This is a genomic window from Leminorella grimontii, from assembly GCF_039789245.1.
Classification (GTDB): domain Bacteria; phylum Pseudomonadota; class Gammaproteobacteria; order Enterobacterales; family Enterobacteriaceae; genus Leminorella; species Leminorella grimontii.
In genome coordinates this window covers 3,026,871-3,048,017 of sequence record NZ_CP146357.1, presented here as the reverse complement: position 1 = coordinate 3,048,017, position 21,147 = coordinate 3,026,871, and the positions used below count along the sequence as shown (strand labels likewise).

Here is a 21,147-nt window from a genome sequence, read left to right as displayed (position 1 = left end):
TTTCGCTCATCCCGCGGTGCTCGCGGGGTGAACGTTAAAGCCATTCCTTCAACGCATGCCGGGAACAGAAGCACCCGCTAAAAATTTGAATTGGCCGTTGACCGTTTTTCGGACATAAAAAAACCGGCATAGCCGGTTTTTTCAAAAAGCGCGGAGCATTACTGCATTGCGCTGATTTGTGCAGTCAGGTGTGACTTATGACGCGCTGCTTTGTTTTTGTGAATCAGACCTTTTGCTGCCTGACGGTCAACAATCGGTTGCATTTCACTGAAAGCTGCTACTGCGGCGGCTTTGTCACCTGATTCGATCGCCATACGCACTTTCTTGATGAAGGTACGCATCATAGAGCGGCGGCTTGCGTTATGCTTGCGGCGCTTCTCAGACTGGATGGCGCGTTTCTTAGCTGATTTGATATTAGCCAAGGTCCAACTCCCAAATAGTTTCTTGAGGACATTCTAAAGGCGAAGGAATATGCCCTTTCGACCTTCTTTTGTCAACGGATTTGTGCAAATTAGCGCCGCCATTTTTTTATTCTTGTAGGAATAAAGAAAGAGCGACACCGCGATTATCGATGGCGCAGAATTCTAACAGCTTTGCGCGCCGGAATACAGTCATTAACGCGTTTTCTTTGCATAGGTGCTGAATAACTGAGCGCTGGATGGGATTTATCAATGGCTTTCGTCGCCGCAGGCAACAAGAAGATTTTAGCCGATCGCGCAATCGCCGGTTAACCTTCGCCGCGGCAGTTGCTATAATCGGCGCCTTCGATTTGTACAGAATCCCTGAGCTGATTTATGGAGCTGATTCGCGGCATACACAACGTCCGACCTCGCCACCATGGCTGCGTTCTGACGATAGGAAACTTTGACGGCATCCATCTGGGCCATCAGGCGCTGTTGCGTCAGTTGAAACGGGAAGGGGAGCGTCTAGGGCTTCCCACGATGGTTATGATCTTTGAGCCGCAGCCTCTGGAACTGTTTGCGCCAGAGAAGGCGCCGGCAAGATTGACCCGGCTGCGCGATAAGTGCCTTCATCTGGCGGAGGCGGGCATTGACTACCTGCTGTGCGTGAAGTTTGACGACGCGTTCGCCGCCGTCAGCGCCGAGGACTTTATTTCCCGGTTGCTGGTTGAAAGGCTAGGTGTTAAGTTTTTGACCGTGGGTGATGATTTTCGCTTCGGCGCCTGTCGTCAAGGGGATTTTGCCCTGCTGCAAAAGGCCGGGGAACGAAGCGGTTTTTCTGTCGCCAACACGCAAAGCTTTTGCGAAGCAGGCAAGCGCATCAGCAGTACGATGATTCGTCAGGCGCTACAGGATGACGATTTGGCTTTGGCCGAATCCCTGCTGGGGAGGCCTTACGGCATGTGCGGCCGCGTAGTGCACGGCGACGAGCTGGGGCGTACGATAGGTTTTCCCACCGCCAACCTGCCGATGAAGCGGCTGGTCGCGCCCATAAAAGGCGTTTACGCCGTTGAGGTAATGGGCCTTTCGGAGCGTCCGCTGCCCGGCGTGGCCAACATAGGCACGCGTCCGACGGTGTCCGGCGTCCGCCAGCAGCTTGAAGTTCACCTGCTGGACGTCAATATGGACCTCTACGGCCGCCATATTAATGTCGTAATACGAGAAAAGCTGCGCAACGAGCAGCGGTTCGCCTCGCTGGAGGCGTTGAAGCAACAGATTGAAAACGATGTCGCCACCGCCCGTCGGTTTTTTGGGCAGACGGTGCGGACTTAATACATTTGTCGAGATTAATGGAACAGAGAATCGAATGACTGACTATAAGAACACGTTGAACCTGCCGGAAACCGGTTTTCCGATGCGCGGCGATCTCGCCAAGCGCGAACCGGATATGCTGAAGCGTTGGTATGAAGCGGACCTTTACGGTGCGATTCGCCAGGCCAAGAAGGGTAAAAAAACGTTTATTCTTCACGATGGCCCTCCCTACGCGAACGGCGATCTTCACATTGGTCACGCGGTCAACAAGATTCTTAAAGACATTATCGTTAAGTCAAAGGGCCTCGCCGGTTTCGACGCGCCTTACGTCCCCGGCTGGGACTGCCACGGCCTGCCGATTGAGCTTAAGGTCGAGCAGCTGGTGGGCAAACCCGGCGAGAAGATCAGCGCCGCCGAGTTTCGTAAAGCCTGCCGCAGCTATGCCGCCGGTCAGGTAGAAGGGCAAAAGAAAGACTTTATTCGCTTGGGCGTGCTGGGCGACTGGGATAACCCCTATCTGACGATGGCCTACAAGACCGAGGCCAACATCATCCGCGCGCTGGGTAAGATTATTTCTAACGGCCATCTGCACAAGGGCGCCAAGCCGGTTCACTGGTGCATCGACTGCCGTTCTTCTCTGGCGGAAGCCGAGGTTGAATACTACGACAAAACCTCTCCGTCTATCGACGTGCGCTTTGCCGCCGTAGACCCGGTCGCCGTAGCCAAAGCCTTTGACGTTCATAACGTCAAGGGGCCTATTTATGCCGTTATCTGGACGACAACCCCGTGGACGCTGCCGGCTAACCGCGCAATCTCTTTACATCCAACGTTTGACTACCAGCTGGTGCAGGTCGGCGACGAGTACCTTATCCTTGCCGCCGAACTGGTAGAGAGCGTCATGGCGCGCGCCGGCATTACCAGTTGGATCGTTTTAAGCGACGCCAAGGGCGCGGATCTTGAACTAATGCGTTTTAAGCACCCGTTCCTCGATTTCGACGTACCGATCGTGCTTGGCGAACACGTTACGCTGGACGCCGGTACCGGCGCCGTTCACACCGCGCCTGGCCACGGCCCGGACGACTATACCATCGGCCTGAAGTACGGGCTCGAAGTCGCTAACCCGGTCGGGCCGGACGGCTGCTACCAGCCCGGCACCGGCGAGGGTCTGGACGGGCTGAACGTCTTTAAGGCCAACGACGTTATCGTCGAGCTGCTCAAGACCCGCGGCGCGCTGCTGCACGTTGAAAAACTGCAGCACAGCTACCCCTGCTGCTGGCGCCACAAGTCGCCGATCATCTTCCGCGCGACGCCGCAGTGGTTCGTCAGCATGGATCAAAACGGCCTGCGCAAGCAGTCCCTGGCGGAGATCAAGAAAGTACGCTGGATCCCGGACTGGGGTCAGGCGCGCATCGAGAGCATGGTGGAAAACCGCCCAGACTGGTGTATTTCCCGCCAGCGCACCTGGGGCATGCCGATGTCGCTGTTTGTGCATAAAGATACCGATGAGCTGCATCCTCGCGCGCTGGAACTGATGGAGCAGGTAGCGGAGCGCGTTGAAGAGCACGGCATTCAGGCGTGGTGGGATCTCGACCCTAAAGATCTGCTTGGCGATGAAGCCGCCGACTACGTCAAAGTGCCGGACACGCTGGACGTCTGGTTCGACTCCGGTTCAACGCACTCCTCGGTGGTTGACGTACGCCCTGAATTCCACGGCCACAGCGCCGACATGTATTTGGAAGGTTCGGATCAGCACCGCGGCTGGTTTATGTCTTCGCTGATGATCTCTACCGCCATGAAGGGCAAAGTGCCCTATCGCGAAGTGCTGACCCACGGCTTTACCGTCGACGGCCAAGGGCGCAAGATGTCCAAGTCTATCGGCAACACCGTCAGCCCGCAGGACGTGATGAACAAGCTCGGCGGCGACATCCTTCGCCTGTGGGTTGCGTCGACGGACTACACCGGCGAAATCGCCGTGTCTGACGAAATCCTCAAGCGTTCCGCCGACGCCTACCGCCGCATCCGCAACACCGCTCGCTTCCTGCTGGCGAACCTCAACGGGTTCGATCCGGCTCGCGACATGGTGAAGCCGGAAGAGATGGTGGTGCTGGACCGTTGGGCGGTTGGTAAGGCGCTGCAGGCGCAGCAAGAGATTGCCTATAGCTACGACAACTACGATTTCCACGTGGTTATCCAGCGCCTGATGCAGTTCTGCTCGGTAGAAATGGGTTCGTTCTATCTCGACATCATTAAAGACAGGCAGTATACCGCCAAGGGCGACAGCCTGGCGCGCCGCAGCTGCCAAACGGCGCTTTATCATATCGCCGAAGCGCTGGTGCGCTGGATGGCGCCGGTGATGTCCTTCACCGCCGATGAAATCTGGCAGTACCTGCCGGGCGAGCGCGATACCTTCGTCTTCACCGGCGAATGGTATCAGGGCCTGTTCGGGCTGGCCGACGGCGAGTCGATGAACGACGAATACTGGGATGCGCTGTTAAAAGTGCGCGGTGAGGTGAACAAGGTGCTGGAGCAGGCGCGCGGCGATAAGCTTATCGGCGGGTCTTTGGAAGCGACGGTTACGCTGTTTGTCGAACCGGAGCTTGAGAAACAGCTGAACGCTCTGCAGGACGAGCTGCGCTTTGTGCTGCTGACCTCCGGCGCTAAGACCGCGCCGCTGGCGGATGCTTCTGCCGACGCTCAGCAAAGCGAAGTCATCAAGGGGCTTAAGATTGGGTTGGCCAAGGCGCCCGGCTGTAAGTGCCCGCGCTGCTGGCACTATACTCAGGACGTCGGTCAGAATGCACAGCAGCCTGAACTTTGCGGCCGCTGCGTGACCAACGTTGTGGGTCAGGGCGAAGAGCGTAAGTTTGCCTGATGAATAAGACACCGCTTTTATCGACGGGAGTCCGCTGGCTTTGGCTGGCGGTCATCGTAGTGATTGTCGATCTGGTCAGCAAGTTTGTGGTTATCAGCCGTTTCAGGCTTGGGGAGTCCGTCGACCTGCTGCCGTTTTTCAATCTTTACTATGCTCGTAACTACGGCGCGGCCTTTAGCTCTTTTATGGGGCAGCGCTGGGCGCTGGCGGCGGTCGCCGTCACGATAACTATTGTGCTTATCGTGATGATGTACCGCTCGCAGGCGTCGGCCAAATGGAGCAACTGCGCTTTTGCGTTAATCATTGGCGGCGCGTTGGGCAACCTGTTCGACCGCCTGTATCATGGATTCGTTGTCGACTTTTTCGATTTCTTTATCGGCAACTGGCACTATCCGACGTTCAACGTAGCCGACTGCGCTATTTGCATCGGCGCGGTGATGGTGGTGCTGGAAGGCTTTATCTTTAAAAAAGAGAAAACGGCCGAATAGCGTTCGGCCGCGTCGAAGCGTTTGCTGCGGGCGCCTCGTTTGAGCGCTCGCTTTTGTTATCCGTTTGGAGAATAGGCATGCAGATCTTGTTGGCAAATCCCCGAGGTTTTTGCGCCGGGGTAGACCGGGCAATCAGCATTGTTGAGCGTGCGCTGGAAATTTACGGCGCGCCTATCTACGTGCGCCACGAAGTGGTGCACAATCGCTATGTGGTAGACAGCCTGCGCGAAAGCGGCGCGGTGTTTATCGAGCAGCTTAGCGAAGTGCCGGACGGCGCGATCCTTATTTTCTCCGCGCACGGCGTTTCCCAGGCGGTTCGCGCCGAGGCGAAAGCGCGCGATCTGACCGTTTTCGACGCGACCTGTCCGCTGGTGACTAAAGTGCATATGGAAGTCGCTCGGGCCAGCCGTAAAGGCCGCGAGGCAATACTGATAGGTCATGCCGGCCACCCGGAAGTAGAAGGCACGATGGGGCAATACAGCAACGAAGAGGGCGGTATGTACCTGGTCGAGTCGCCGGAGGACGTGTGGCGGCTTAACGTTAAAAATGAGCACAACCTGTGCTTTATGACCCAGACGACGCTTTCCGTTGACGACACCTCCGATGTGATTGACGCTCTGCGCGAACGCTTCCCGGACATCATCGGGCCACGCAAAGACGACATCTGCTATGCCACCACTAACCGCCAAGAGGCGGTGCGCAATCTGGCGCAGCGTTCAGACGTGGTGCTGGTCGTCGGCTCGAAAAACTCTTCCAACTCCAACCGCCTGGCTGAGCTGGCGCAAAGGGTCGGAAAGCCGGCCTACCTAATCGACACGGCGAGCGATATTCAGGAAGCATGGCTTAAGGGCGCTGCTTCTGTAGGCGTAACGGCCGGCGCATCGGCGCCTGACGTGCTGGTTCAGGCCGTGATAGACAAGCTGCGCGCGCTGGGCGGCCAGCCCGCCGTCGAAATGGAAGGGCGCGAAGAAAGCATCGTTTTTGAAGTGCCGAAAGAGCTGCGGGTGAAGCAGGTTGACTGAAAGGCGATAGCGCTTTAACGACAGATATCCTGACGGGCTGAATTTTCAGCCCGTTTTTTTACACGTTGCGGTTCAAATATAAGAATAACTGTTCGAACCGCCTGAAGAATAAATAAATGTGTTTGTCACGCCGTAGGGTAGGGCGTTAATCTGACGCATAACTATGGCGTTAACTATTCAGAGGAACAGCATGTCAACTAAACAGGTTAGGATTGCCATCGCCGGTGCGGGCGGGCGCATGGGGCGTCAACTGATTCAGGCCGTATCTCAGGCCGAAGGCGTAGTTTTGGGCGCCGCGCTGGAGCGCAAGGGATCGTCGCTGGTTGGCGTAGACGCGGGCGAACTGGCCGGTATCGGCGCCGTAGGCGTCAAGATTAACGACCGTCTTGAGGCGGTTGCCAACGATTTTGATATTTTTATCGATTTTACGCGCCCAGAGGGCACGTTGGCGCACATGGCCTTTTGCCGTCAGCATCGTAAAGGAATGGTTATCGGCACGACCGGTTTTGACGATGCGGGAAAGGTCGCTATTGAGCAGGCATCGCAAGAGATCCCCGTCGTATTCGCCGCCAACTTTAGCGTAGGCGTAAACCTCGTACTGAAGCTGCTTGAGCAGGCGGCGAAAGTGATGGGCGACTATACCGATATTGAGATTATTGAAGCCCATCACCGCCATAAGGTAGACGCCCCTTCAGGGACCGCGCTTGCAATGGGAGAAGCGATTGCCAATACGCTCGGCAGAGACCTGAAAAAGTGCGCAGTGTACGGGCGTGAAGGCCATACCGGCGAGCGGGACCGACAAACTATCGGCTTTGCGACGCTGCGCGCCGGCGATATCGTGGGTGAGCATACGGCTATGTTTGCCGACATTGGCGAGCGCGTAGAAATTACCCACAAGGCTTCAAGCAGAATGACGTTCGCTAACGGCGCCGTGCGTGCCGCCGAGTGGGTAAGTCAGTACAAGTCAGGTTTGTACAATATGAGAGACGTTTTGTCCCTCAATGACTGATTATTGACGTCTTTTTTACTTAAAGGTGAGTATTTTATTGTGCTCGCCTTTTTTATTTTTTATTCAATATCATTGAATTGTTTTCGTTTATTTATTTTATGTGTGTTTGGATTGTTTTTTTAATATAACTGATGTTTTTTATATTTATCTTCCTTTTTATCCCGTCTTTATAACTAAATTATCCCCATCTCGCCCTAATTCCTCTTTTTAACTTTATTTTTCACAATAAGTCATAGCCAAACGTTTTCTATTGTGATGTTGTTTTATTTTTTTTGAGATTATCCTGTCATTTCTTGTTGAGATCTCAAAAAAACAACATAAAATGCGTGTTTGTGTGGACAAAAGGCGGCTCGATCTTTAGAATGCGCCCAATTTGCTCAAAATTTGCCAACGGGGCTTTTTTTGTGCCTATTTAGAAGGTATAGTTAAATGCATTAATATGCACTATTTGTGACTGTTTATTCTATTTGGGAGGACGCTTTGAGTAAAGCTGCGCTACTGGTTCTGGAAGATGGAACCCAATTTTATGGCCGCGCAATCGGGGCCGTAGGCACGGCGGTTGGGGAAGTGGTATTCAATACTTCCATGACCGGTTATCAAGAAATTCTGACAGACCCATCCTATTCTCGCCAAATCGTTACTCTTACCTATCCCCACATCGGCAACGTCGGTACTAACTCGTCCGACGAGGAGTCCTCTGCCGTTCATGCGCAGGGGCTGATTATTCGCGACCTTCCCCTTATAGCCAGCAACTTTCGCAGTCAAGAAAGCCTGTCCGACTACCTAAAGCGTCATAATATCGTCGCCATTGCGGATATCGATACCCGCAAGCTGACCCGACTGCTTCGCGAGAAGGGCGCTCAAAACGGCTGCATTATCGCAGGCGACTCGCCCGACGCGAAGCTTGCGCTGGAAAAGGCGCTGGCCTTCCCTGGGCTGAAAGGGATGGACCTGGCCAAAGAAGTCACAACCAAAGAAGCCTATAGCTGGACTCAGGGAAGCTGGTCGCTGATGAGCGGTTTGCCGACGGCGAAGGGCGAAAGCGAGCTGCCTTACCACGTTGTGGCCTACGACTACGGCGTGAAGCGCAACATCCTGCGTATGCTGGTCGACCGAGGCTGTCGCCTGACGGTGGTTCCGGCCCAAACGCCGGCAGAAACCGTGCTGGCGATGAACCCTGACGGCATCTTCCTTTCTAACGGCCCCGGCGACCCGGCGCCCTGCGACTACGCCATCAGCGCCATCGCGCACTTCCTGACCACCGACGTTCCGGTCTTTGGCATCTGCCTGGGGCACCAGCTGTTGGCGCTTGCCAGCGGCGCTAAAACCGAAAAGATGAAGTTTGGCCACCACGGCGGCAACCACCCGGTCAAGGATCTCGACGGCAACCGCGTGATGATTACCGCCCAGAACCACGGCTTTGCCGTCGATGAGTCAACGCTGCCCGCCAACCTTCGGCCGACGCATAAGTCTCTGTTTGACGGAACGCTGCAGGGGATTCACCGGACGGATAAACCGGCCTTTAGCTTCCAGGGACACCCGGAAGCCAGCCCCGGGCCGCACGACGCCGCCCCGCTGTTTGACCATTTTATTGAACTGATTCAGACCTACCGTGTGAACAAAGCAAACTAGATCGGGAGCCATTGACTATGCCAAAACGTACAGACATTAAGAGTATCCTGATCCTTGGCGCAGGCCCGATCGTTATCGGTCAGGCCTGCGAGTTCGACTACTCCGGCGCACAGGCCTGTAAGGCCCTCAGAGAAGAGGGCTACCGCGTCGTTCTGGTTAACTCCAACCCGGCCACCATCATGACCGACCCGGAGATGGCCGACGCCACCTATATTGAACCCATTCACTGGGAAGTGGTGCGTAAGATTATTGAAAAAGAGCGCCCGGATGCCGTGCTGCCCACCATGGGGGGGCAAACGGCCCTCAACTGCGCGCTGGAGCTTGAGCGTCAGGGCGTGCTGGCCGAGTTCGGCGTGACCATGATTGGCGCGACCGCCGACGCGATTGATAAAGCCGAAGACCGCCAGCGCTTCGATAAGGCGATGAAAAAGATCGGGCTGGAAACCGCCCGTTCCGGCATAGCCCACACGATGGAAGAGGCGCACGCCGTTGCGGCCGACGTTGGTTTCCCCTGCATTATCCGCCCTTCGTTCACCATGGGCGGCACCGGCGGCGGCATCGCCTACAACCGGGAAGAGTTTGAAGAAATTTGCGAGCGTGGCCTGGACCTGTCGCCGACTAAAGAGCTGCTGATTGACGAATCGCTGATCGGCTGGAAAGAGTATGAAATGGAAGTGGTGCGGGATAAAAACGACAACTGCATCATCGTTTGTTCCATCGAAAACTTTGACGCAATGGGGATTCACACCGGCGACTCGATTACCGTAGCACCAGCCCAGACGCTGACGGACAAAGAGTACCAAATCATGCGCAACGCCTCGATGGCGGTGCTGCGCGAAATCGGCGTTGAAACCGGCGGCTCGAACGTCCAGTTCGCCGTTAACCCGAAAAACGGACGTCTGATCGTCATTGAGATGAACCCGCGGGTGTCTCGCTCCTCTGCTCTGGCCTCTAAGGCGACCGGTTTCCCGATCGCCAAGATCGCGGCCAAGCTGGCGGTTGGCTACACTCTTGACGAACTGATGAACGACATCACCGGCGGCAGAACGCCGGCCTCGTTTGAGCCTTCTATCGACTACGTCGTGACTAAAATTCCCCGCTTCAACTTTGAAAAATTCGCTGGCGCTAACGACCGCCTAACGACCCAGATGAAGTCGGTCGGCGAGGTGATGGCGATTGGCCGCACCCAGCAGGAGTCGCTGCAAAAGGCGCTTCGCGGTTTGGAAGTGGGCGCAGCCGGGTTTGACCCCAAGGTGAATCTGGACGACGCCGATGCGCTGACCCGCATTCGCCGCGAGCTGAAAGAGGCGGGCGCGGAGCGAATCTGGTACATCGCTGACGCCTTCCGCGCCGGTATGTCGGTCGACGGCATATTCAACCTGACCAACATTGACCGCTGGTTCCTGGTTCAAATCGAAGAGCTGGTCAACCTGGAAGCGAAGGTGGAGGAGCTTGGCGTGACCGGGCTGGATGAGGTCTTCCTGCGTCAGCTTAAGCGCAAGGGGTTTGCCGACGCGCGTCTGGCCAAGCTTGCCGGCGTTTCAGAGGCGGAAGTGCGTAAGCTGCGCCATAAGTTCAACCTGTTCCCGGTCTATAAGCGGGTCGACACCTGCGCGGCCGAGTTTGCTACCGATACCGCCTACATGTACTCCACGTACGAAGATGAGTGTGAAGCCAATCCGAACAGCGATCGGCCAAAGGTGATGGTGCTGGGCGGCGGGCCAAACCGCATAGGGCAGGGCATCGAGTTTGACTACTGCTGCGTGCACGCGGCAATGGCGCTGCGGGAAGACGGGTTTGAAACCATCATGGTTAACTGTAACCCGGAAACCGTCTCTACCGACTACGACACATCCGATCGCCTCTACTTTGAGCCGGTTACGCTGGAAGACGTGCTGGAAATCGTGCGCGTCGAGCAGCCGCAGGGCGTTATCGTTCAGTACGGCGGCCAGACGCCGCTGAAGCTGGCGCGTGCCCTTGAGGCCGCGGGCGTACCGATTATCGGCACCTCGCCGGACGCCATCGACCGCGCCGAAGACCGCGAGCGCTTCCAGCAGGCGGTTAACCGTCTGGGGCTGCGCCAGCCGGCGAACGCTACCGTATCGACCATCGAGATGGCGGTGGACAAGGCAGCAACCATCGGTTATCCGCTGGTGGTTCGCCCCTCCTACGTATTAGGCGGGCGCGCGATGGAGATTGTCTACGACGAGGGCGACCTTCGCCGCTACTTCCAAACCGCCGTCAGCGTGTCTAACGATGCGCCGGTGCTGTTGGACCGCTTCCTCGACGATGCCATCGAAGTGGACGTCGACGCCATCTGCGACGGTGAGCGCGTGCTTATCGGCGGCATTATGGAGCACATCGAACAGGCGGGCGTGCACTCCGGCGATTCGGCCTGTTCGCTGCCGGCCTATACCCTCAGCCAGGACATACAGGACGAAATGCGTCGCCAGGTCGAGAAGCTGGCGTTTGAGCTGTGCGTTCGCGGCCTGATGAACGTCCAGTTTGCCGTGAAGGGCAGCGACGTTTACCTAATTGAAGTAAACCCGCGAGCCGCGCGTACGGTGCCGTTTGTCTCCAAGGCGACCGGCGTTCCGCTGGCGAAGGTGGCCGCTCGCGTCATGGCCGGCAAATCGCTGGCCGAACAGGGTGTGACCAAAGAGGTTATTCCTCCGTACTACTCGGTAAAAGAGGTGGTGCTGCCGTTTAACAAGTTCCCCGGCGTGGACCCGATCCTCGGGCCGGAAATGCGTTCGACCGGCGAAGTGATGGGCGTAGGCCGCAGCTTCGCAGAGGCGTTCGCCAAGGCCATGTTGGGCAGCAGCTCGCGGCTTATCCCGAAGGGGCGTGCGCTGCTGTCGGTGCGCGAAGGGGACAAGGCTCGCGTGGTTGACCTTGCGGCCAAATTGCTCAAGCAGGGCTTCGAGCTGGATGCGACTCACGGCACGGCGGTCGTGCTGGGCGAAGCGGGCATCAATCCACGTCTGGTAAACAAGGTGCACGAAGGCCGTCCGCACATTCAGGACAGAACTAAAAACGGCGAGTACGCCTATATCGTCAACACCACCGAAGGGCGTCAGGCGATTGAGGACTCGAAGCTTATCCGCCGCAGCGCGCTTCAGTATAAGGTTCACTACGACACGACGCTGAACGGCGGCTTCGCCACCACCATGGCCATGAACGCCGATGCAACGGAAAAGGTCATTTCCGTACAGGAAATGCACCAGCTTCTGAAGTAGCTGATACCTGAAATAGCCCGTTAAGAAAACTGTCTAACTTTAAGTGGCCAGTTCAATTCGCGGATTGAGATTGATGACAAAGGTCTTGAATAAAGCCTACAAAGTCAATCGGAGGGAGAGTCTTCCGTTGGGGTCGACTTGGCGTAAGCCAACGACAAACCAGCGCAAGCTGATTTGAACAGCGCTTGCGCTGGCCCGTTAGGGTGAAGCCGAAAGGCTTCATAACGGCCCCTAGGAAGGCTATGCCCGACGCACTCCCAAGGCTAATATAAGCGCCCTTCCGGCCGAGCACGATGGTAATATCAGTAGGTTGTAGTTTCGGCCGGAATATCCTCTGAGGCTGATTAGAATTGTTGTCAACAACCTGACACATATTCGCGGGTTTTCCTTTTTTTTTCTAAAATAAAAAATGCACAACGAATGCTACGCTATTTGAAGCCGTGAGAGCGTCGGTGCTATGCTTACGCTCCTTCCCTTTATTACCCTTTTTCTGTCAGGTGAAACACGTGGAGTCTGACCTTATTGCACAACGCCAGCGGGAAATTACCCGCCTGTGCATTCAAAGCGCTTTACTGCTTTTGCAGCACGGCGCAGAAAGTATGCTGGTTGAACAGCTTTCCAGCCGGCTTGGAAAAGCGCTGGGCGTGGAGGAGGTGGAAAGCTCTATTTCCGCTAACGCGGTGGTGTTAAGCACTATCCATCAGGGGCACTGCGTGACCTCTACCCGTAAAAACGTCGATCGCGGCATAAATATGCACGTAGTGACGGAAGTTCAGCGCATCGTTATTTTAACCGAGCACCGCCTGCTGGACATTGAGGAAGTGCAAAAGCGCCTGGACCACATCAAGCCGCTGCGCTATCCGCGCTGGCTTATGGTCGTGATGGTCGGGCTTTCCTGCGCCTGCTTTTGCCGACTGGCCGGGGGAAATCTGGACACGGTCACCGCTACTTTCTTCGCCAGCGCCCTGGCAATGTACGCTCGTCAGGTGCTGACGTCGCTGCAGATAAACCCGCTGATAAACTTTTTTGCCACCGCGTTTGTCGCTACCAGCGCCTCGGGCTGGCTGGTGAACTGGCTGGACATTTCCAAAGCGCCTATCGCAATGGCCTCCTGCGTTTTGTTGCTGGTGCCCGGTTTTCCGCTTATTAACGCCGTTGCCGATATGTTTAAGGGCCATATCAACACCGGTATGGCCCGCTGGATGATGGCGAGCCTGCTGACGCTGGCAACCTGTATCGGCGTTGTGGTCGCTATGGCAATCTGGGGATTTCGGAGCTGGGTATGAATCTGATTCTTACGCTGTTTGAAAATATGCTTCTGGCGTCAGTGCCCGCCGTCGGCTTTGCGCTGGTGTTTAACGTGCCGGTTAAGGCGCTGAAGTACTGCGCGCTTTTGGGCGCCGTTGGATACGGCTTTCGTACGGTGCTGATGTATTATCAGCTGCCGTTGGAGTGGAGTACGCTGCTTACCAGCATGCTGATAGGATCTATCGGCATTCGCTGGTCGCGCCGCTTTCTGGCTCACCCTAAGGTGTTCACCGTCGCGGCGGTGATCCCGATGTTCCCCGGGGTGTTCGCCTATAAGGCGATGATTGCTCTGGTAGAGCTTTCCCATAAGGGCTACACGCCTGAGCTGTTTGAAACGCTGATCACCTATTTTTTGAAAGCGTCGTTTATCGTCGGCGCGCTTTCTATCGGCCTTTCGCTGCCGGCGCTGTGGATTTACCGCCGTCGCCCGAGCGTGTAGCGCAAGCTATTTACAATGAAGGGATACTTGCATGATCGTTAGCCTTATCGCCGCCATGGCGGAGAACCGCACCATCGGCGCCGACAACGCTATGCCGTGGCACTTGCCGGCCGATCTGGCCTGGTTTAAGCAAAACACGCTTAATAAGCCGGTCATTATGGGGCGAAAGACCTATGAGTCTATCGGCAGGCCGCTGCCCGGTCGGAAAAATATCGTCATTAGCCGCCAGAAGCACAGCGATGAGCGCGTGGTTTGGGTTTCGACGTTGGAACAGGCGTTCTCTGAGGCCGGGGCGGTAGATGAAGTGATGGTGATAGGCGGTGGAAACGTTTATCAGCAGGCGTTAGAAAGGGCGGACAGGCTCTATCTGACCCACATCGAGGCGTCGCTTTCCGGCGATACCCATTTCCCTGACTATCAGCGCTACGCCTGGAAACAAAGCTTCAGTGAGCGGCATGAAGCGGATGAAAAGAACGGCCACGCCTACCGCTTTGAGATTTTAGAGAGAGCGCGTTAAGCAAGCCCGAACGCCGGGCCTTTTGGTCCGGCGTTTAGACGTGATTTTCAGCCGTGGTGAACGCGCTCTTTAGACAGCGAGGGCTGATAGAAATAGCGCTTGTCTTCCCAGCGCAGCCCGGTGAGCTGGCCTCCCCAGCAGCAGCCGGTGTCGAGCGCATAAACGCCTTCCGGCGTGCCTTTCCCCTCCAGCGACGCCCAGTGGCCGAAAACGATGGAATATTCCTGCGCCACCGGCCCGTTGAGATCGAACCAGGGCTTAAGCGGCGCGGGCGCTTTCTGGGGTACGTCTTTGCAGATCATGTCCAGACAGCCGTTTGGATAGCAGTAACGCATGCGCGTCAGAGCATTGGTGCTGTAGCGCAGGCGGGGAAGCCCCGACAGGTCATCGTTCCAACAGTTTGGCAGGTCGCCGTACATGGCGTCGAGAAACAGCGGGTAGCTGTCGCTTGCAAGAATCGCCTCAACTTCACGCGCGCAGCGCTTGGCCGTAGCCAGGTCCCACTGCGGGCTAATGCCGGCATGGCCCATCGCTATTTTGAGTTCTTCATCGACCTGCAATACCGGCTGGCGGCGAAGCCAGTTGATCAGGACGTCGCAGTCCGGCGCTTCCAGCAGCGGCGTCAGGTTGTCTTTTGGCTTGTTGCGGCTGATACCGGCGTAAATAGCCAGCAGGTGAAGATCGTGATTGCCAAGCACCAGGCGTACGGAGTCACCCAGCGAACGCACGTAGCGCAGCACCTCTAAAGAGTCGGGGCCGCGAGCGACCAGATCGCCGGTTAACCACAGCGTATCCTGCTTCGGATTAAAGTCGGCCTGTGCTAAAAGCGCCTTAAGTTCACGAAAACAGCCGTGAACGTCGCCCACTAACAGTGTTGCCATAGACAGAAATCAGCCTTTCGTTGTTTTGGAGCCCGTGAGAAGGCTTCGTTAATGGATCAGGGACGGAATCGCGAGGCGGAAGACCGGAATGATAATCTCAAAAGGCTGCCCGTCGCAGTCTACCATCTTGTAGTGGCCTTCCATTGTACCCAGCGGCGTTTCCAGTACGGCGCCGCTGGTGTACTGATATTCACCGCCAGGGAGAATGAGAGGCTGTTCGCCAACGACGCCTTCTCCCTGTACTTCGGTTTGCTTGCCGTTAGCGTTGGTAATGAGCCAGTAGCGGCCCATCAGCTGCACCTGTTCGCGCCCCAGATTGCGTACTGTCATCGTATACGCGAAAACAAAACGTCCTTCTTCCGGCGAGGACTGGGCCTCAACGTAGAAGCTTTGCGCTTGAATAAAAATCCGGGGTTTGTCGATCATGGTGATTACTCCTGTGCGGCCTGCGGCAGTTCGCTTCTCTGCGATAGGCTATTAGCCATTTTGCAGAACAGCTCTACGGAGATGTTTTCCGCCCGCATGTTTAAGTCCAGCCCCAGTTCGACCAGCTGCTCTGGGGTAAACAGGTGCCCCAGGCTGTTGCGGACAGTCTTTCTGCGCTGGTTGAAAGCTTCAGTGGTCAAGCGACCGAGCACGCGAACGTCTTTTACCGGATAGGGGAGAACGTCGTGCGGAATGAGGCGTACCACGGCAGAATCAACCTTCGGCGCGGGCTTAAAGGCGGAAGGCGGCACTTCCAGAACCGGGATCACCCGGCAATAGTATTGCGCCATAACGCTGAGCCTGCCATAGGCTTTACTGTTTTCACTCGATACCAGCCGATTGACCACCTCTTTTTGCAGCATAAAGTGCATATCGCTGATAGCACCAGTATAGCTGAAAAGGTGGAACATCAGCGGCGTCGAGATGTTATAGGGCAGGTTGCCGAAGACCCTGAGCGGCTGGCCGAGTTCTTTAGCGAGGGCGGCGAAGTCGAAGGTCATGGCGTCCTGCTGATAGATGGTCAGCTTGTCTTTAAGCTTTGGATTGACCGCCAGCCTGGCGGCCAAATCCCTATCGAGTTCGACGACGCTTAGGTGGTCTATCCGCTCTGCGACCGGCTCGGTCAGTGCGGCAAGGCCGGGGCCGATTTCAAGCATGGCCTGGCCCGGAAGCGGGTGTATAGCCGAGACGATGCTGTCAATGACGTAAGGATCGCTTAAAAAGTTTTGCCCAAAGCGTTTACGGGCGAAGTGGCCTTGATGGACTCGATTATTCATTACGGTTATTTATCATCTTTATTGCGAGATTAAGGGCAACGGTAAAGCTGCCAACGTCCGCCTGTCCGGTAGCGGCCAGATCCAGCGCTGTGCCGTGATCGACCGACGTGCGGATAAAGGGGAGGCCCAGCGTAATATTGACCGCTCTGCCAAAACCTTGGTACTTCAGAACCGGCAGGCCCTGGTCGTGATACATGGCTAAAACGGCGTCGGCGTGCTGTAAATACTTGGGCTGAAACAGCGTATCGGCGGGCAGCGGGCCGACAAGGTTCATTCCGCGCTCGCGCAGGGCGTCAAGGGTAGGAATAATCACGTCGATTTCTTCCCGTCCCATGTGTCCGCCTTCGCCCGCGTGGGGGTTCAGGCCGCAAACGTAAATGCGGGGGCTATCGATGCCGAACTGGGTTTGCAGGTCGTGCTGAAGGATTTCAATCGTTTCCGTCAGGCTTTGCGCGGTCACGGCGCCAGATACCTGCGACAGGGGAAGGTGGGTAGTGACTAGCGCAACGCGAAGCTCTTCCGTTGCCAGCATCATGACGACGCGCGGCCGGTGGCTCCTCTCGGCGAAAAACTCAGTGTGGCCAGTAAAAGGAACGCCGGCATCGTTAATGACGCCTTTGTGTACCGGACCCGTAATAAGCGCGGCAAACTCGCCGCTCAGGCAGCCGTCACAGGCGCGCGCAAGGGTTTCCACCACGTACTGGCCGTTGGCGACGCAAAGCTGGCCCGGCGCGCTTGGCGCCTTTAGGCCTATTGGCAGCAGGGTAAGCGTTCCCGCTTCCTGCGGCCTTGGCTCAGCTGAAGGCTCATAGGCGCGTAATTGCAAAGGTAGCCCCAAGAGGGCTGCCCGCTGCTGTAAAAGGTCCGGATCGGCGCAGACGACCAGTTCAACCGGCCAGCTTTGCTGGGCCAGTTGAACGGTGAGGTCTGGGCCTACGCCGGCAGGTTCCCCCGGCGTAATGACGACCCTTCGAGGATTACTGTGCATCGCTACTGCCGTTATCCATAATTTTCACGTAGGCGCCGGCGCGGACTTCCTGCATCCAGCTTGGCACTTCTTCTGAGAACTTACGGTTGAACAGCATGCGGTAAGCGCGATCTTTTTGCGCCACGTCGGTCTTGTCGACCTGACGAGAGTCCAGGAACTGGATCAAGTGCCAGCCGAAAGAAGAGCGAATAGGCTGGCTGACTTCGTTTTTCTGCAGGCGCATCAGCGCGTCGCGGAAGGCCGGATCGTAAGATTCAGGAGAAGACCAGCCGAGATCGCCGCCCTGTTGAGCCGAGCCCGGATCTTCTGAGTACTTACGGGCCATTTCCTGGAACGTCGTCTTGCCGCTCTTGATGTCGTCTGCGATAGAAGCAATCTTGGCGCGGGCCTGATCGTCCGTCATGACGATAGAAGGCTTGATGAGAATATGACGAGCGTGGACTTCCAGTATGGAAATGGCCTTCTGCTCACCGCGAATGTCGTTAACTTTCAGGATATGGAAGCCGACGTTTGAGCGGATAGGGCCGACGATGCCGCCCTTTTTGGAATTTTGCAGCTCGCTGGAGAAAACGGAAGGCAGCTCTTCCATTTTGGCCCAGCCCATTTTGCCGCCCTTAAGCGCTTGAGGATCAGCGGAGTAGGAGGCCGCCAGCTTGCCGAAGTCGGCACCGGCGTTTAGCTGTTCGACCAGGCTGTTGGCCAGCTCGCTGGCTTTAGCCACCTGCTCGGAGTTCGGGTTTTCCGGCATTGCGATAAGAATGTGGCTTAGGTTCAGCTCGGCGCTGCCGCTGATTTGTTTGGAAATCTGGTTTGCCAACGCGTCGACTTCCTGCGGCAGCACGGTGACGCGGCGGCGGACTTCGTTGTTTCTGACTTCGCTCATCAGCATCTCTTTACGGATTTGCTCACGGTACTTCCCGTAGTTGATGCCTTCCGCGCCGAGGCGGCTTTTCAACTGCGCCGCGGTCATGCGGTTTTGGCGAGCGATGTCGGCAATGGCGCGGTCGAGCTGGGCGTCGTCAATTTTGATCCCCATTTTGTCGCCCAACTGAGCGATGATGGTGTCCATAATCAGCCGTTCGGTAATCTGAGAACGTAAGGTTCTGTCGTCGGGAAGCTGTTGGCCAGCGCGGCGAGCGCCGTTTTTGACCGACGCCATCATGGTGTTGATGTCGCTTTCCAGAATAACGCCGTTATTAACGACGACCGCAACGCGATCGACGTGCTGCCCCTGAGGAGCGGCGATCGCATTCAACGATGCCAACGACATGGATGCCACCGACGTACACAGCGCCAAGCCTGTAGCCAGCGATTTCCAGTTTTTCATTACTTTTTTCATTTCATCATTCGCTTTTAGCGGTTTATCGTAAAAATGTAAGGCTGTCTTTAGCGTGCCGTGAACCCTTAGAAAGCCTGCTGATAAGGGAGAATGCCCCTGCTCAGCATCTTGGTTCCGCCGCGGTTGTAATTACGGCTCAGGCCGCGAAGCTCAACGTTGAACGAAACCTTGTTGTCGTAGTCACTGTTGAACTTGGTGTTGTCCCAGCCGACGATCTTTCTTTCATAGCGAACGCCGACGGCCCAACAGCACGTGTTGTACTGAACGCCAATTAGACCATCAGCAGTCTGTTTTAGTTTCGTGTCATAGTAATAGCCGCTCGTCATCGACCAGCGGTCGGCAATAGGCCAAGTGCCGATGGCGCCGATTTGGGAAATGTCCTGATTATAGGCCGAGCTTCCCGTAGACAGGTTGGTGGTCATGGCGGAAACGTATTCTTTACTGGCATAGCGATAGCTTATCTGTAGAACGCGTTCGCTGTCTTTACGGTATTCAGCGACGGCGTTGGCAACCGAAATGGTATCGAGGCGCGTATCGTACTGAACGCCGCCGCGCAGCCCCGTAGTCGGACTGATTTTCCAAAACGTGTCGCCGGCCCAGATAACGCTGCCCGTATCGCTGTCCTTGTCCATGCTGGTGCTGTTAGTGTTTGTATCATCACCAATGCGTGGTTTTTCAAAATAATAAATCTGGCCGATAGAGGCGTTAAAACGCTCGTTTTGCCCTTCATCGTAAACCCGGGTCGTTAACCCCGTAGTAACCTGATTGGCGGAGGATATGCGGTCAAGCCCGCTGTAGGCGCGATCGCGGAACAGGCCGGTATAGTCGAACTGCAGCAGCGTCGAGTCGTAAATATTGATGTCGCTTTGGTCTTTATACGGGACGTATAGATACTGAACGCGAGGCTCTAGCGTTTGAGTATAGTCCTGCCACATGTCGATAGGCCTGTCGAAAACCACCTTGCCGGAGACTTTGTACTGCGGCAGCACGCGGTTAACGGAATCCTTAAGCTTGGTATTCGTGTTGCTGTCGGGAATATCCTGATCGTAATGGGTCGCCATCAGCTTGACTTCGCTGTCGATGCTGCCCCAGCGGTTGGCCAGCGGCAGGCTGAGCGTCGGCTCGAGGTGGGCGCGCACCGCTTTCGGATTGCTGGCGTTTTCGCTGGTAAATTTGGCGACCTGCGCATAGGTATGAAGATCTAATCCACCCAGATCGTACATATACTGGTTAAAGTCTACCTGAGGCTCGGCGCGGTAGGCGTTAGCGTTGCCCCCTTGGTCGAAAATCTGGAACTTCTTCATCGCGGCGGTCACGTTCCAGCTTTGAGCGGCGTAGCCGACGCTGTATTTTTGCGTAGCGTAACCGTCGGTGCTGGAACCGTATTCGCTATCGAAATCGCTCAGATAGCGGTAGTCGCTCAGCTTGGTATAGTCGACGTTAAAGCGCCAGTGCTGGTCCATGACGCCGGAGTGCGCCCAGTAGAATAGCCAGCGGTCGCTGTTGTCTTCATTGGGATAATCGGATGAGAACTTATTGTCGCCCTTAAGCCAGTCGAACTCCATCAGGCCGGCGCCCGGCGCCAGCAGGTAGCGGAATTCGTTTTGGTACTGCATGCCGCGTTCGGCGATGTAGTGGGGCGTAATGGTGGCATCGAAGTTGGGCGCAATGTTCCAGTAGTACGGCAGTGCGAACTCAAAGCCGCTGTTGTTGCTGAACTTTGCGTTGGGCAACAGGAAGCCGGAGCGGCGCTTGTTGCCGGTCGGGAACTGTAAATAGGGGCTATAGAAAACGGGGACCGGCCCTATTTTAAATCGGGCGTTCCAGATTTCCGCCAGCTCTTCTTCGTTGTCGTGGATGATTTCCGAACCGACGAGGCTCCAGCTGTTATCGCCGGGAAGGCAGGAGGTAAAGGTGCCGTTTTCAAGGATCGCGTAGCGGTTCGCTTCCCGCACTTTCATCACGTCGGCCTGTCCGCGCCCCTGGCGGCCTACCATTTGATACTGCCCCTCATAGAGGTCGGTATCTTTGGTATTCAGGTTCGACCACGCCTTGGGGCCGCTCAGCTTGATCATGTTGTCGTCATACTTGACGTTGCCGGTAGCCGTGACGGTACGAAGCGGATCGGGCTGCCCTTCCTGAGGCGTCTGGTGCACTTCAGCCTGATCGGACGTCATCAGGCGGTTACCCTGCTCAATAATGACGTTACCCGTAAAGACGGCGCTGGCGGGGTAGTTTACCTGACTGTCGTCGGATTCAATATGAACCGGCAGGCTGTTCGGATCCCCTGAAACCAGAGGGCGCTCGTACATAGGAACGCCGAGCATACACTGTTCGGCTAGCGGGTTGGTGTCGGCCAAGGCGTTCTGGCTGTATAAAGCCATCCAAATGGTGGAGGCCAGCAGAGTAGGGTAACGTTTTTTCATGCGTTTCGTCTTG

Annotated in this window: 17 protein-coding genes; 10 read left to right on the top strand and 7 right to left on the bottom strand. The window is 56.2% G+C overall.

Features of this window, described 5'->3' with window-relative positions; genetic code table 11:
* Positions 1-158: 158 nt before the first annotated feature.
* Positions 159-422 (bottom strand): 30S ribosomal protein S20, encoded by a 264-nt coding sequence (gene rpsT / locus V8L73_RS14120; RefSeq protein WP_027274734.1) that lies wholly within the window; start codon positions 420-422, stop codon positions 159-161.
* A gap of 372 nt (positions 423-794) precedes the next feature.
* Here rpsT and ribF point away from each other — a divergent pair, with 372 nt between their 5' ends.
* The 10 genes from ribF to folA all read left to right on the top strand — a co-directional run bounded on the left by ribF (position 795) and on the right by folA (position 14,238).
* Complete coding sequence (gene ribF, locus V8L73_RS14115) at positions 795-1,733, top strand: bifunctional riboflavin kinase/FAD synthetase (protein WP_027274733.1); 939 nt, start codon at positions 795-797, stop codon at positions 1,731-1,733.
* A 34-nt stretch (positions 1,734-1,767) separates the two neighbouring features.
* On the top strand, positions 1,768-4,584 hold the full coding sequence (gene ileS / locus V8L73_RS14110; protein ID WP_347253290.1) for an isoleucine--tRNA ligase: 2,817 nt from the start codon (positions 1,768-1,770) through the stop codon (positions 4,582-4,584).
* Positions 4,584-5,072 carry a signal peptidase II gene (lspA, locus tag V8L73_RS14105; RefSeq protein WP_027274731.1) on the top strand — a complete coding sequence of 163 codons (489 nt, stop codon included), beginning with the start codon at positions 4,584-4,586 and terminating at the stop codon, positions 5,070-5,072. Before ileS ends, lspA begins: the two co-directional genes overlap by 1 nt.
* Positions 5,073-5,149: 77 nt before the next feature.
* Positions 5,150-6,094, top strand: coding sequence for a 4-hydroxy-3-methylbut-2-enyl diphosphate reductase (gene ispH, locus V8L73_RS14100; protein WP_027274730.1), 945 nt, complete (start codon positions 5,150-5,152; stop codon positions 6,092-6,094).
* A gap of 190 nt (positions 6,095-6,284) precedes the next feature.
* On the top strand, positions 6,285-7,103 hold the full coding sequence (gene dapB, locus V8L73_RS14095; RefSeq protein ID WP_027274729.1) for a 4-hydroxy-tetrahydrodipicolinate reductase: 819 nt from the start codon (positions 6,285-6,287) through the stop codon (positions 7,101-7,103).
* A gap of 480 nt (positions 7,104-7,583) precedes the next feature.
* On the top strand, positions 7,584-8,735 hold the full coding sequence (carA, locus tag V8L73_RS14090; RefSeq protein WP_261832317.1) for a glutamine-hydrolyzing carbamoyl-phosphate synthase small subunit: 1,152 nt from the start codon (positions 7,584-7,586) through the stop codon (positions 8,733-8,735).
* A gap of 17 nt (positions 8,736-8,752) precedes the next feature.
* Complete coding sequence (gene carB, locus V8L73_RS14085; RefSeq protein WP_027274727.1) at positions 8,753-11,974, top strand: carbamoyl-phosphate synthase large subunit; 3,222 nt, start codon at positions 8,753-8,755, stop codon at positions 11,972-11,974.
* Positions 11,975-12,480: 506 nt separating this feature from the next.
* Positions 12,481-13,260 (top strand): threonine/serine ThrE exporter family protein, encoded by a 780-nt coding sequence (locus V8L73_RS14080; RefSeq protein ID WP_027274725.1) that lies wholly within the window; start codon positions 12,481-12,483, stop codon positions 13,258-13,260.
* A complete protein-coding gene (locus V8L73_RS14075; protein ID WP_261832318.1) occupies positions 13,257-13,721 on the top strand; it encodes a threonine/serine exporter family protein in 465 nt (154 codons plus the stop codon). The genes V8L73_RS14080 and V8L73_RS14075 overlap by 4 nt, the downstream gene beginning before the upstream one ends.
* A 31-nt stretch (positions 13,722-13,752) precedes the next feature.
* Positions 13,753-14,238: a type 3 dihydrofolate reductase gene (folA, locus tag V8L73_RS14070; RefSeq protein ID WP_027274723.1), complete on the top strand. Its 486-nt coding sequence runs from the start codon at positions 13,753-13,755 to the stop codon at positions 14,236-14,238.
* 47 nt (positions 14,239-14,285) lie between these two features.
* Here folA and apaH read toward each other — a convergent pair whose 3' ends face one another.
* The 6 genes from apaH to lptD all read right to left on the bottom strand — a co-directional run bounded on the left by apaH (position 14,286) and on the right by lptD (position 21,134).
* The gene (gene apaH, locus V8L73_RS14065) at positions 14,286-15,119 is read right to left on the bottom strand and encodes a bis(5'-nucleosyl)-tetraphosphatase (symmetrical) ApaH (RefSeq protein ID WP_027274722.1); all 834 of its coding nucleotides are present in this window, start codon (positions 15,117-15,119) and stop codon (positions 14,286-14,288) included.
* 48 nt (positions 15,120-15,167) lie between these two features.
* Positions 15,168-15,545, bottom strand: a complete 378-nt coding sequence (gene apaG, locus V8L73_RS14060; protein ID WP_027274721.1) for a Co2+/Mg2+ efflux protein ApaG — start codon at positions 15,543-15,545, stop codon at positions 15,168-15,170.
* Between the two features lie 5 nt (positions 15,546-15,550).
* Complete coding sequence (gene rsmA / locus V8L73_RS14055) at positions 15,551-16,381, bottom strand: 16S rRNA (adenine(1518)-N(6)/adenine(1519)-N(6))-dimethyltransferase RsmA (RefSeq protein WP_027274720.1); 831 nt, start codon at positions 16,379-16,381, stop codon at positions 15,551-15,553.
* Positions 16,374-17,369 (bottom strand): 4-hydroxythreonine-4-phosphate dehydrogenase PdxA, encoded by a 996-nt coding sequence (gene pdxA / locus V8L73_RS14050; RefSeq protein ID WP_347253289.1) that lies wholly within the window; start codon positions 17,367-17,369, stop codon positions 16,374-16,376. Before pdxA ends, rsmA begins: the two co-directional genes overlap by 8 nt.
* Complete coding sequence (surA, locus tag V8L73_RS14045) at positions 17,359-18,696, bottom strand: peptidylprolyl isomerase SurA (RefSeq protein ID WP_347253288.1); 1,338 nt, start codon at positions 18,694-18,696, stop codon at positions 17,359-17,361. The genes pdxA and surA overlap by 11 nt, the downstream gene beginning before the upstream one ends.
* A gap of 77 nt (positions 18,697-18,773) precedes the next feature.
* Positions 18,774-21,134, bottom strand: a complete 2,361-nt coding sequence (gene lptD, locus V8L73_RS14040; RefSeq protein WP_027274717.1) for an LPS assembly protein LptD — start codon at positions 21,132-21,134, stop codon at positions 18,774-18,776.
* Positions 21,135-21,147: the final 13 nt, after the last annotated feature.

Coding starts and splice junctions, on each gene's coding strand:
- ribF (WP_027274733.1), top strand. CDS start 795: ATGGAGCTGATTCGCGGCATACACAACGTCCGACCTCGCCACCATGGC.
- ileS (WP_347253290.1), top strand. CDS start 1,768: ATGACTGACTATAAGAACACGTTGAACCTGCCGGAAACCGGTTTTCCG.
- lspA (WP_027274731.1), top strand. CDS start 4,584: ATGAATAAGACACCGCTTTTATCGACGGGAGTCCGCTGGCTTTGGCTG.
- ispH (WP_027274730.1), top strand. CDS start 5,150: ATGCAGATCTTGTTGGCAAATCCCCGAGGTTTTTGCGCCGGGGTAGAC.
- dapB (WP_027274729.1), top strand. CDS start 6,285: ATGTCAACTAAACAGGTTAGGATTGCCATCGCCGGTGCGGGCGGGCGC.
- carB (WP_027274727.1), top strand. CDS start 8,753: ATGCCAAAACGTACAGACATTAAGAGTATCCTGATCCTTGGCGCAGGC.
- V8L73_RS14075 (WP_261832318.1), top strand. CDS start 13,257: ATGAATCTGATTCTTACGCTGTTTGAAAATATGCTTCTGGCGTCAGTG.
- folA (WP_027274723.1), top strand. CDS start 13,753: ATGATCGTTAGCCTTATCGCCGCCATGGCGGAGAACCGCACCATCGGC.
- apaH (WP_027274722.1), bottom strand. CDS start 15,119: ATGGCAACACTGTTAGTGGGCGACGTTCACGGCTGTTTTCGTGAACTT.
- apaG (WP_027274721.1), bottom strand. CDS start 15,545: ATGATCGACAAACCCCGGATTTTTATTCAAGCGCAAAGCTTCTACGTT.
- rsmA (WP_027274720.1), bottom strand. CDS start 16,381: ATGAATAATCGAGTCCATCAAGGCCACTTCGCCCGTAAACGCTTTGGG.
- pdxA (WP_347253289.1), bottom strand. CDS start 17,369: ATGCACAGTAATCCTCGAAGGGTCGTCATTACGCCGGGGGAACCTGCC.
- surA (WP_347253288.1), bottom strand. CDS start 18,696: ATGAAAAACTGGAAATCGCTGGCTACAGGCTTGGCGCTGTGTACGTCG.
- lptD (WP_027274717.1), bottom strand. CDS start 21,134: ATGAAAAAACGTTACCCTACTCTGCTGGCCTCCACCATTTGGATGGCT.